This window comes from Orenia sp. (assembly GCF_055140805.1).
The window spans coordinates 1-11,445 of the sequence record NZ_JBSQYM010000095.1 but is presented as its reverse complement, the minus strand read 5'-3'; the positions used below and the strand labels follow the sequence as shown (position 1 = coordinate 11,445).

General features: G+C 33.7%; 11 protein-coding genes. 2 read left to right on the top strand and 9 right to left on the bottom strand.

Annotation, left to right across the window (positions count from 1 at the left end; translation table 11 throughout):
- A partial coding sequence (locus tag ACTCDL_RS10235; RefSeq protein WP_463176365.1) for an RNA-guided endonuclease InsQ/TnpB family protein occupies positions 1–1,047 on the bottom strand: 1,047 nt, incomplete at its 3' end.
- Positions 1,048–1,146: 99 nt separating this feature from the next.
- On the opposite strand from ACTCDL_RS10235, the gene ACTCDL_RS10230 reads away from it, so the two are divergent.
- Positions 1,147–1,299 carry a hypothetical protein gene (locus ACTCDL_RS10230; protein ID WP_463176364.1) on the top strand — a complete coding sequence of 51 codons (153 nt, stop codon included), beginning with the start codon at positions 1,147–1,149 and terminating at the stop codon, positions 1,297–1,299.
- Between the two features lie 43 nt (positions 1,300–1,342).
- Here ACTCDL_RS10230 and ACTCDL_RS10225 read toward each other — a convergent pair whose 3' ends face one another.
- From ACTCDL_RS10225 to ACTCDL_RS10195, 7 genes are all read right to left on the bottom strand, one after another.
- Complete coding sequence (locus ACTCDL_RS10225) at positions 1,343–1,480, bottom strand: hypothetical protein (RefSeq protein WP_463176362.1); 138 nt, start codon at positions 1,478–1,480, stop codon at positions 1,343–1,345.
- Positions 1,481–1,585: 105 nt separating this feature from the next.
- Positions 1,586–1,876: a carbohydrate-binding protein gene (locus tag ACTCDL_RS10220; RefSeq protein ID WP_463176360.1), complete on the bottom strand. Its 291-nt coding sequence runs from the start codon at positions 1,874–1,876 to the stop codon at positions 1,586–1,588.
- A gap of 146 nt (positions 1,877–2,022) precedes the next feature.
- Positions 2,023–2,316 carry a carbohydrate-binding protein gene (locus tag ACTCDL_RS10215; RefSeq protein WP_463176359.1) on the bottom strand — a complete coding sequence of 98 codons (294 nt, stop codon included), beginning with the start codon at positions 2,314–2,316 and terminating at the stop codon, positions 2,023–2,025.
- A 277-nt stretch (positions 2,317–2,593) separates the two neighbouring features.
- Entirely contained in the window at positions 2,594–5,176 is a 2,583-nt protein-coding gene (clpB, locus tag ACTCDL_RS10210; RefSeq protein ID WP_463176357.1) for an ATP-dependent chaperone ClpB, read from the bottom strand.
- Between the two features lie 275 nt (positions 5,177–5,451).
- Entirely contained in the window at positions 5,452–5,889 is a 438-nt protein-coding gene (locus tag ACTCDL_RS10205) for an Hsp20/alpha crystallin family protein (protein WP_463176356.1), read from the bottom strand.
- A gap of 238 nt (positions 5,890–6,127) precedes the next feature.
- Entirely contained in the window at positions 6,128–7,525 is a 1,398-nt protein-coding gene (gene asnS / locus ACTCDL_RS10200; RefSeq protein ID WP_463176354.1) for an asparagine--tRNA ligase, read from the bottom strand.
- Between the two features lie 468 nt (positions 7,526–7,993).
- Positions 7,994–8,563 carry a hypothetical protein gene (locus ACTCDL_RS10195; protein ID WP_463176353.1) on the bottom strand — a complete coding sequence of 190 codons (570 nt, stop codon included), beginning with the start codon at positions 8,561–8,563 and terminating at the stop codon, positions 7,994–7,996.
- A 285-nt stretch (positions 8,564–8,848) separates the two neighbouring features.
- Between ACTCDL_RS10195 and ACTCDL_RS10190 the strand changes: the two genes are divergently transcribed.
- On the top strand, positions 8,849–9,550 hold the full coding sequence (locus ACTCDL_RS10190) for a hypothetical protein (RefSeq protein WP_463176352.1): 702 nt from the start codon (positions 8,849–8,851) through the stop codon (positions 9,548–9,550).
- Positions 9,551–9,582: 32 nt separating this feature from the next.
- On the opposite strand, the gene ACTCDL_RS10185 is transcribed toward ACTCDL_RS10190, so the two are convergent.
- On the bottom strand, positions 9,583–11,172 hold the full coding sequence (locus ACTCDL_RS10185; protein ID WP_463176349.1) for an NAD(P)/FAD-dependent oxidoreductase: 1,590 nt from the start codon (positions 11,170–11,172) through the stop codon (positions 9,583–9,585).
- Positions 11,173–11,445: the final 273 nt, after the last annotated feature.

Sequence of the window (11,445 nt, the reverse complement as noted above, 5' to 3'; positions counted from 1 at the left end):
GTCTATGGAACTGCAACCTGATGTATAGCTTTCATTAATTTTAACAACTTTAATACCTTCTAATTCAGCTTTGTACTCAATCAATTCTACTAATCTTTGAATTGGTATTTGAACAAAATATTTAAGGCTATTACCTTGCTTAATATTTTTCAAATCTCCAATGATGATAGTAGATACCCCTTGTTGAATTGCTAAGTCAATTATCTTTCTACTAACTTTATGCAGATAGTCTTTAACATAGTTTCTTTTTTTTAGTCTAAGACCTCTAATTTGCTTAGTATCTTTAACTTTGCTAGTTCCTAATTGTTTCATTCTAATACTTTGAAGTTTAGCGATTTCTTTATTGAAATAACTGTTCTTAGACTTAATAGCCTTGCCATTCATAATATAACTTTCAGAATTATCTTTAAAAGTTAAGGTAGCCAAATTGTCTAATCCTAAATCTATTGACATTATATTAGAATTATTATTTTCTTTAACTTCTTCAACTTTGTAGATAATCAGCAAATACCACTCTTTAGAGAGTTTATCTTGCTTAACCCTTACCTGCTGGATAGTTTCTAAATCTATAATGCTTTGAACTGCTAAGGGCAACTCAAATTTAAGGCTTTTTACATTATATTCAGATTTTATCGTTTTAGCTAAGGATAATAGCAAATGATTATCTCTATCTCTAACTCTAGTTGCTAAATTAGTAAAGATTATCTCATTAGGATTTCTGTCCATATTTTTAAATTTAGGTGGTCGAGGTTGACCTTTATACTTGCTAGGATTTTTCTTATAGTCTTTGATACTAGCAAAGTAACTTTTCCAATCTTGAGCTAACTGCTTTAATGCTTGTTGTCTATTATGACTATGAAGGAAATCATTATGCCAATTACTCTTAAATTGCTTTTCTAGTTGAGTATATACAGGTTTAATATCTTCATTATTTCTGACTTCATAATTGACAATATTATATAGTTTTGTAGTATGCCAAGATAATTCTTTAACTATCTCTAGTTGCTTATCAGTAAACTTAGGCTTAAATTTAAAAGATAACCTCATAATTTCACCTCCTTTACATTATTATCTATGTATTTATTATAACATAGCCTTGATACCTTGTCAACTAGGTGTTATAATTAGTATAGGAGGTGTGTTAATATGGCTAGAAAAAATATTGCAACTACATTAGAAGAAGAATTATACAAAAAGATTAAGGTATTAGCTATTGAATTAGACAAAAATGCTAATGACTTACTAGAAGAAGGTATGGAATATATAATTGATAAGTATGAAAATCAAAAGAATGTTTAATTTCAAGGTATCGAACCTTAAAATTAAAAGGCTCATTCATCCCCTAAGACAAGCACGAGGGGTTTTCTGAGCCTTTTCTATAAAGATGATTAGCACCACTTTTAGCAAGTAATCCATTATAATCTATTCTTACCTTATCACCTGCTTTAACAGGAAAAGGTTCTACTCTTATCTCTTCCATTCAGACTCCTCCTAATAATATAAATTTAACTCCTTGAAATTTATTGACTACCATTCTTTTAAACAAAATCCGTCGATTCTAAGAAACGACGGATAATCCAAACTATTATATGATTGTATAACTCCAATTACGCCCATTATTATTATCCCAATTATCTGCAGAATCTTTAAAACAGAACTTCAATTTAACAGGCTCTTTTAGATCTACATTGGCTACCCAATCATTCTCTGCTTTATTCATCTTGATATTCTGGACATTGGTCCAGTCATATTCATAAGCAACTCCAGTGTGAAGATAGACCTGCTCTGCACCACTTTTAGCAAGTAACCCATTATAGCGTACCTCTATTACATCTCCATTATGCATTGGTAATGGCCTAACTCTTACTTCATTCATTATCATATTACCTCCTTAATTATTATTACCTTTTTAATTTATGTGTTTTTCATTATTTTTATAATACTTTTTATAATTATTTAATTAATACCATAAAGCTGCACCTTCTATTAAAATAATAAATTCATCTACAGAACCAATTAACTTTATTTGAATATTTTATAACTCCAATTATCTCCATTGTTATTATCCCAATGTTGAGCAGAATCTTTAAAACAGAAGTTCAATCTATTATCAGCATCTTCTACTCTAATATCAGCTATCCAGCTTCCATCATTATATTCCATAGGTATATCTATTATATAATCCCACTTTTGACTATAGCCCAATCCAGCATGTAAGTAAACCTGCTCAGCATCATCTTTGTTGAGTATTCCATTATACTTGACTCTAATCTTATTTCCATCATTAGTTGCTAAAGGATGTACCATTATCCCCATTATGTTCCTCCTTGCCAGTCTGCTTTTCTTCTTAATTTGTCCTATTTCATAATATTTATTACTGATACAATAAAAAGATAATGCGATAGTTTTTATAATGATAAATTTACTAGCCACAGGTTTTAACCTGTGGTGATAATGACATGTTACACTACAGGTTAAAACCCGTAGCTAAAACTTAAAGTGTCGCAATACCCCCATTAACCATCAATATTGAAATTCAATTGGCTGAATATACCTATCAATAGAAAAAACTGAGGAGACCCTCAGTTTTTTCTCACAAACTAATTTTTTCAAAAACAAACTCTCCATCATAGTCTACTAGGATCTTATCTCCTTCATCAATATCACCTTCTAATAGCTTTAATGCCAATTTATCCTTAATATATCTCTGGATAACCCTTTGTAAAGGTCTAGCTCCATAAGTAGGATCATAACCTAACTTAGCAATTTCTTCTCTTGCATCAGCAGTTAGTTTAAGATCTAAATTCTGTTTTGCTAACTTTTTAGCTAGATATCCTAAATGAATATCGATAATCTCTTTAATATGATCTTCATCTAATGCATGGAAGATGATCTGCTCATCGATTCTGTTGATAAACTCTGGACGAAAATGGGCTTTGACAGCCTCTCTAACCTTCTCCTCCATATCTTCTCTAGCTTGAACCTCTTGAATATACTGTGAACCGATATTTGAGGTCATAATAATCACTGTATTTCTAAAGTCAACCTCTTTACCTTGGCTATCAGTTAAAATACCATCATCTAAAACCTGTAATAAGATATTAAAGACATCGGGATGGGCCTTCTCTACCTCATCAAGCAAGACTACAGAGTAAGGTTTTCTTCTAATCTTCTCAGTCAACTGTCCTCCCTCTTCAAAACCGACATACCCTGGAGGAGAACCAATCAACTTAGCTACAGCATGGCGTTCCATATACTCTGACATATCTAATCTGACAATAGCACCTTCATCATCAAAAAGATATTCTGCTAAGGTCTTAGCCAACTCTGTTTTACCAACTCCTGTTGGTCCCATAAATAAGAAAGAACCTAAGGGACGATCTTCATCCTGTAAACCTGTACGGGAACGGCGAATAGCATTACTAACAGCTTCAATAGCATCACTTTGACCAACTACCCTCTTAGCTAATTCTTCTTCTAGGTGAATTAATTTATGCTTCTCACCTTCCATTACCTTAGTTACAGGAATATCTGTCCAAGAAGCAATTATCTCAGCTATATCATCAGCTGTAACCTCTTCTTTGAGTAAATTTCTCTCTTGCTTCAATCCTTGGGCTTTAGCATTTGCTTCTGCTAATCTTGTATTTAAATCATGCAATTTACCATACTTTAAGCGGGCAGCCTTCTCATAGTCTGCATCACGTTCAGCTGCTTCTGCTTCTATTTTAGTCTCTTCTATCTCTTCTTTTAAGTCCTGTATTCTTTGAATAATCTCCTTTTCATTAATCCACTTTGCCTTAAGAGGATTTATTTTATCCTTTAATTCACTTATCTCTTCTTCAATACTTGTTAACCGCTCTTTAGAAACAGAGTCCTCCTCTTTTCTCAAAGCCTCCTTCTCAATCTCCAATCTTCTCAATTTACGGTCTAACTCATCAATCTCAGCAGGCATAGAATCAATCTCTATCCGCAATTTAGAGCCAGCCTCATCGACCAAATCTATCGCCTTATCTGGTAAGAAACGTTCTGTTAAATATCTATCTGACAGCTTAGCTGCTGAAACAAGGGCATTATCCTGAATCTTAACCCCATGATGAATCTCATACTTCTCCTTTAAACCTCTTAAGATAGAGATAGTATCTTCAACTGTTGGCTCATCAATGATAATCGGTTGGAATCTACGCTCCAAAGCAGCATCCTTTTCAATATGTTTCTTATACTCATTTAAGGTGGTTGCTCCTATACAGCGTAGTTCTCCACGGGCAAGAGCAGGCTTAAGTAAGTTGGCTGCATCCATTGCACCTTCAGTAGCTCCCGCACCTACTAAGGTATGCATCTCATCAATAAATAGTATAATCTCTCCATTAGCTTTATTAACCTCTTTTAAGACACTCTTTAAGCGTTCCTCAAACTCTCCGCGATATTTAGCCCCTGCCACTAATGAACCCATATCTAAAGAGATCACCCGCTTATCCCTTAATCCTTCTGGAATATCACCATTGATAATCCGTTGGGCTAAGCCCTCTACAATAGCTGTCTTACCAACACCAGGGTCACCAATTAGAACTGGATTATTCTTACGGCGTCTAGATAAGACCTGCATAATCCTTCTAATCTTCTCATCACGTCCAATTACTGGATCTAGCTTACCTTTGCGTGCCAATTTAGTTAAATCGATAGTATAATTATCTAAGGCTCGATACTGAGCTTCAGCACTTTGATTAGTCACCTTCTCTCCACCTCTAATCTCCTTGATTGCATTTTGAACCTTCTTAAAATCAACTTGGTTATCCTTTAATAATTTAACTGCTTTATTTTTTCCTTCAACTAAAATTGCCAATAAGAAATGCTCAGTAGAGATATATTCATCTTCTAAATTCTCTGCCTCTTTTCTTGCTCTGCGTAAAACCCTGCTCAGCTCTTGAGAACTATATAACTGAACATCGTCAGAATAAACTTTAGGTAGACCCTCCATCACTTGCTGTAAATCTCCTTTTAAGGAGTCCAAATCAACCTCTAATTTTTCTAATATCGGTCTAACTACCCCTTGGTCTTGCTCCAATAATGCCAACAATAAATGAGCTGGATAAATCTCTTGATTACTATTATCTTCAGCTAAATGTTGGGCCTCAATTAAAGCCTCCTGAGCTTTAATTGTAAAGTTATCATTTTTCATACAATCACCCCATTTTATATAGTGATAAGTGACAGGTGACGAGTAATAGGTATAGATTTGTGACTCTAGAGTAAAATTTAAATGTAACATTATATGGGGATATTAGACACTTTCGTGTCAGGAACCAGGAATCAGTATAGTTTACAGATTCCTGATAACCGATTCCAGATTCCTAAAGTATCATAACATCCTTCTTAACTTTCACTTTAAATTCGTATACCTATAATAAGTAAAATCCTTTCTTGTAACTCATCACCTATCACCTGTTACTGACTTTAATTAATATCAATTTTCTTTCTTGTAGTTCTTTTTTGTTCTAATTTAGGTAAGTTAATTTCTAAAATACCATTATTATATTCTGCACTAATCTGCTCAATATCGACATTATTGAATTTGAAGCTTCTTTGATAACTACCTGTTCTTCTTTCACGATGGAGGAAGTTATCCTTTTTATCTTCAAAACTTTCTTCTTTATCTACTCTGATGGTTAAGTAATTTTTTTCAGTTTCAATAGTAATATCATCTTTTTCTAAACCAGGCAATTCAGCTTCTAGGATATAACTATCTTCCTCTTCTTTGATATCTGTTTTAAAGTTAGCACCCTTCATCTCCATAAAATCATTAAAGAAAGTAGCAGGTGTAAAGTCAAAAAACTTCTCCATTAAATCATTACTTTTAGCTCTTTGGTTGTCAAAAGGCATTAGATCAAACATTAATATCTACCTCCTCAATTAATTTTATAGTAATAGTCTAGCACAACCTGATATTATTAGCACTCGCCTCTAACGAGTGCTAATAATATTATAAAAAAATATCTCTAATTTGTCAAGTACTAGTAATTAAAGGCAGTTATGAGTAATAAGGTATGAGTGACAAGTAAAAAATTATTGCTGTATATAGATTATTTAATATGGAAAAAGACACCGCTAAGTGTCTTTAATTAATTCCACCTTAAAATTTAGCATTACCTGGAGTACGTGGGAATGAGATTACATCCCGGATATTCTTCATCCCAGAAATATACATCAATATTCTTTCAAAACCTAAACCAAATCCAGAATGAGGTACACTACCATACTTTCTTAAATCTAAGAACCAGTCATACTTCTCTAATTCCATTCCATCCTCTTCCATCATCTTTACTAAGATATCATAGCGTTCTTCACGCTGACTACCTCCAACAATCTCACCTACACCTGGGACTAAGCAGTCAATTGCTCTAACGGTCTTCTGGTCATCATTTAGTCTCATATAAAAGGCTTTAATCTCTCTTGGATAATCTGTAACCATTACTGGCTTATTAAAATGATCTTCTGTCAAATATCTCTCATGCTCTGTTTGCAGATCAATCCCCCACTCTACTTGGTAGTCAAAATCTTTATCAGCTTCTTTTAAGATTTCTACAGCCTCAGTATAAGTAATTTGAGCAAAATCACTACTAATAATCTCTTTTAGCTTTTCAGTCCGATTATCTTCTGCAATCCATCTATCAAAGAACGCCATCTCTTCTGCACATTCTTCTAAAGCATAGTCAAATAGATACTTTAAAAATTCTTCAATTACTTGCATATTCTCTTCCAAATTACAAAATGCCATCTCTGGCTCAATCATCCAAAACTCAGCAGCATGGCGAGTAGTATTAGAGTTCTCTGCTCTAAAGGTAGGACCAAAAGTATAGACATCACCTAAAGCAGTAGCTAAAACTTCTGCCTCTAGCTGTCCACTAACAGTCAAACCAGTCTCATCATTGAAGAAGTCTTGACTAAAATCAACTTCACCTTTATCTGTTAGAGGTAAGTGGGATAAATCAAAGTTAGTCACTCTAAATAGTTCTCCTGCCCCTTCAGTATCATTGGCGGTAATAATTGGGGTATGAATATAATTAAAGCCTCTTTCTTGGAAGAACTTATGTACAGCATAGGACATCTTGCTTCTAAATCTATTCATTACACCAAAAGTGTTAGTTCTTGGTCTTAAATGAGCAATCTCTCTTAGATATTCAAAGGAATGTCGTTTCTTCTGCAACTCATAATCTGATGGGCAATCACCTATTATCTCAATCTCTTCTGCTTTCATCTCAACGCTCTGCTCTCTACCTTTGACATCTTCAAGATAGCCAACAACCTTCAAACTAGTTCCAGTATTTATCTCAGCTAATACTTCAAATTTATCAGGATTTAAGATTACAATCTGTAAATTCTTTAATGTACTTCCATCATTAATCTCCATAAAAGTGATATTCTTAGAGACTCTCTTAGTTCTCACCCAGCCTAATACCGTTACATTAGAAGTATCTTCTAGATTTTTTGTTAAAATATCATTTACCTTTTTTCTTTCAAAATAATTCATCTTACCCCTCCTCAATATCATCAAAAACTTTATATTTATATATTATTTTCTAAAAAATCAAATATTCCTGCATAAAATAATCAAAGATCAATAATTATATGGTCATCCAACTTTAGAATAAAATTCAAATATGACGTTATCGAGAGATAGTGCGACACTTTTAAGAATCTGGAATCAGTAGTCAGGAATCAGTTATAAACACTGGTTCCAGATTCCTGATTCCTGACACAAAAATGTCGCAATATATCCATTAAGTCTCAATTTCAGCTTGCTTACCTATATTAATCTCTGCCTAAAAATAACTTTAACTTAAATATTATATAAAATTATATGCTTATGATAACCAGTAATGATTAAATTATTATAAATGAAATAAAAAAAGTGTCAGTGGCATGTAAGTATGAACTACCTTATCATTAAGGGTTGTTCACACTTACACTAGTCACTCACACTCTCTTAATATCAATTTTAAAAGTCTATCTTAATACCATAAGTTACACCAGTAGCTGTTCCAAAATTCTCATCATTACTAGCTGCTACCTTAAATCCAATCACCCCTAAAATGCCTTCGGCAATCTCTCCACAAAGACCTAACTCACCATCAAAGATAGTATCTGACCCAGCAACCATATCAAGATCTAAATACATTAGCTTGTCCTCAATTGCCCGTTCAATAATAAAACCTGCCTTTAAACCTGACTTACTGGAATCAACAAAGGTTCCACTTACCCCACCTAGCTTAAAAGCATAATTAAAGTTCTGGCTATTATCTCTTCTACTTTGGGGAATAAACTGATATTCTAACTCAGCTATTGCTTCTTTTCCATCTTGATTATAAGGTGCTATAACAGAGATGCCATAACCTGTAAACTTATCTCTACCATAACCTAAATCCACCTGAATAAAATCACCTTCACCTGAGTGAAAATTAGTCATTTGGAACCTATAGACATCAGCCCCTAAATTTAAAGTTGAAGCCATTGCACTACTACCTCCAATTAGTACAAATAATACTAACAATAAAATAATCTTCTTCATCTAAATACTCCTCCTAATCTCAATTTATAGCTAATTATAACTATTCTATATTTAATATTTAATTTCCTGCTTTTATCAAATTTATCATATTATAATCAATTTTATTATTCTTCTAAGCAGGATATCCTGCTTAATTATAGAATACTATTAATTGTAGAGCAAACAGATACCTCCACCATAGCACCTTTGCAAGGATTACAAGAAAAATTATACTCAAAATGATTATAATCAGATCAAGGTATTTCTTGCAATAAATTTCAGAAAATTATAGAAAGGGGATTTATCATGAAAAAAAGATTGGTTTTCTTATTAACCTTTGCACTAATAATAATTTCTAGCATTCCTTCTTATGCAACCTTTACTACAGGAACTGGAAAACACACCTTTAAATTGGAGACATTTAGACCAGATCCAGAATACAATCTACAATCCTTTATGGCTGGATTTGGAATTAATAAGAGATCATCTATTAACCTAAGATTAACAAATACTGATGATGAAAGTCAACAATTAAATTATCTTGCACCTTATTACTCTAACATGTCTGGCTCAGAAGATGATAATGGTAATGGAAGTACCGATAATAACTTTTACGCTGTAGGACCAATTTTAGAAGTTATGTATCAATATATACCTAACCATCATCTCTTTGTCAATCCAAATTCATTAAATGCCTTACAGATTGGTTTAAGGAACTTACGGGGAGACAGTAAGGTGTCTTATGATGCTGAAGATTCTAGTGAACATGTCAATAGAACCTATCTAATGTTAGGCTTGATCAGTCGTTCCCGTTGGGATAACTATAATGTCTTCTCAAATCTAAATCTAACTACCGACCTTGCTCATAACAGCTGGGGATTTGATGGAGAGATTGGTGTAGAAGTGGTCATCAAAGGAAACTTCAAAGCAGAACTTGGCTATAAGTATATGGGGACAACTTCTGGCTCAGCAAGTGGAGCTACTATCGCTTTAAAAGTAGATTACTAAAAAACTTGGGATTTATTAAATCCCAAGTTTTTTTATATCTTATATTTTCTAATAACTGCTTCAGCCACCTTTATCCCATCAACTGCTGCTGACATAATTCCACCAGCATAACCTGCACCTTCTCCAGCAGGATATAAGCCACTAATATTACTCTCATGTTCTCTACTTCTAATAATTCTAATTGGTGATGAGCTCCTTGTCTCTACTCCAGTCATCACTGCCTCATCCATAGCAAAACCCTTTAATTTTTTGCCTAATTTAGGTAATGCCTCCTTAATAGTCTCAACCACATAATCTGGAAGACACTGACTTAAGTCTGTCATAAAAACTCGAGGTGTATAAGAAGGTTTAACCTCTCCCCATTTAGCAGAAGGCTGACCTACTAAGAAATCTCCTACTAATTGGGCTGGAGCATTATAATTTCCTCCACCAATTTCAAAGGCTCTCTGCTCCCATCTTCGTTGAAATTCTACACCTGCTAAAGGATGTTCACTACCAAAATCCTTAGGTCCTACACCTACCAACAAAGCACTATTAGCATTTACCTTAGCTCTACTATATTGACTCATCCCATTAGTAACTAATTTACCGTCTTCAGAAGCAGCAGCTACTACTTCTCCACCAGGACACATACAGAAAGTATAAGCAGTTCTACCATTTGAACACTGCTGGGATAGACTATAATCAGCAGCCCCTAACTTAGGATGACCTGCAAATTTACCATACTGGGCCTGATCGATTAGATCTTGGGGATGCTCGATTCTAACTCCAATAGAAAAGGACTTCTGTTCAACTTGTACACCCTTTTGATAAATCATTTCAAAGGTATCTCTGGCACTATGTCCAATAGCTAAAATAACTATATCTGTTTTAATTTTCTCGTTTTCATTGACCATTACTCCTTTAACTTCCTTACTTTCTATTAACAGCTCAGTAACTTTACTCTGAAAACGAATCTCTCCACCTAAAGCTATAATCTTCTTTCTTAAATTCTTAACTACACCTTGTAGTATATCTGTCCCTACATGGGGTTTATTCTTATACATGATTTCATCAGGGGCACCTGCTTTAATCAACTCCCTTAATACCTTCCTACAACGTAAATCCTTAATTCGAGTAGTCAATTTACCATCAGAGAAGGTTCCTGCCCCACCTTCACCAAACTGTACATTTGATTCAGTATTTAATTGTCCATTATTCCAGAAATCTTTAATATCTTGACCACGCTCTTCTACATTCTTTCCTCTTTCTAAAACTAAGGGGCGATAGCCCATCTCTGCTAAAAGTAAAGCAGAAAATAACCCCGATGGGCCTGTACCTACAACTACAGGGCGGTGATTCAACCTCTCACTTCCAGCCTCTACATACTTATACTCCATCTTAGGACTCTTTCTAATCTTATTATCCTCTAATCTATTTAAAAGACTATCTTCCTGCTCTACTTGAACATCGACAGTATAAACAAAATATACTATATCCCTCCTTCTAGCATCGATAGACTCTTTATAGATTCTATAATCAATCAATTCTTCTTGACTTATTCCAAGCCTCTTTAATAACTCTTCTTCAATCTTACTTTTATCATCTTCAATCGATATCTTGATATCAGAAACACGAATCATAATTATTTAATTCCTTTCTATAATTTAATATTAATCAGCCTATTATGCAACTCTTAATGATAGGCTACACTAATATCATATAATTTTATCATCTTCTTTGCAATAGCTATCAGCTATCTAGAGCAATGCTTCTAAGCAACTTATAGATTTACAAATCTATAATAAAACTTAATAGGGATATTGCGACACTTTAAGTTTTAGCTACGGGTTTTAACCCGTAGTGTAACATATCACCATCACCACAGGTTGAAACCTGTGGCTAGTAAATTTATC